This is a genomic window from Arthrobacter sp. B0490 (assembly GCF_002929355.1).
GTDB lineage: Bacteria > Actinomycetota > Actinomycetes > Actinomycetales > Micrococcaceae > Arthrobacter_D.
In genome coordinates, this window is record NZ_PJIR01000085.1 from 1 (window position 1) to 686 (window position 686).

Here is a 686-nt window from a genome sequence, read left to right on the forward strand (position 1 = left end):
TGAGCCTCGCCCTTGGTCTTGAAGGTCTTGCGGAAGCGCTTGCCCTTGATCGGCTCGACATCGACTTTCCAACGCCCGTCTGGCAGTTGCTCAATCGCCATGACCATCACCGCCTTGGCCGGGAGCTGCTATGTCAGCGTGTTTGGCTTGTTTGTGTATTTGGCAAACAAACATCAGACGGCACGCCCCCAGCGCACGTGTCGTTCCTGCAATAGATTCTTGATGTGCTTGTAGAGGTCTCGCTCGCTCATGTCCTTGGCGGCGTAGTGGTCGCGGATCACTGGCCAGCATTCCCATTGCTTCAGTCGATCAAATGCGGTCTTAGCGCCCACTCGCTCCCTTGCCAGCAGGCTTACGAAGTTTCCCAGGAACAGCTCCACGTTCTTGCCTGAGAAGCCTCGAGAGGTCTTGTAGTACCGCTTGTATTCCGTCTCATCGATCAGGGAATCGACCGGCAGATCGACCCGCGCATCATCACGCATCAAGGTCCAGATCGGCTCGTAATAGCCGGGGCGGGCGATCAGCTTGAATTGGCTCAGGCCATAGCGCCACAGGCCGTCCAGATGAGCCGAGAAGGCCGCAAACGAATCCGTGTCGATGGCCTCACCGGTCTTCGCACTGATCGAGCCGCTGGCGAACTGCTGGATGACCGAATGGTGATAGCGCAGCTCGACGCGCCACACGAC

At 58.2% G+C, this 686-nt stretch carries 1 protein-coding gene; it reads right to left on the reverse strand.

The genetic code is table 11. The features are described 5' to 3' along the window. Nucleotides 1–173: 173 nt before the first annotated feature. Nucleotides 174–686 (reverse strand): hypothetical protein (locus CXQ97_RS20875; RefSeq protein WP_219815475.1); only part of this gene is annotated, 513 nt, incomplete at its 5' end.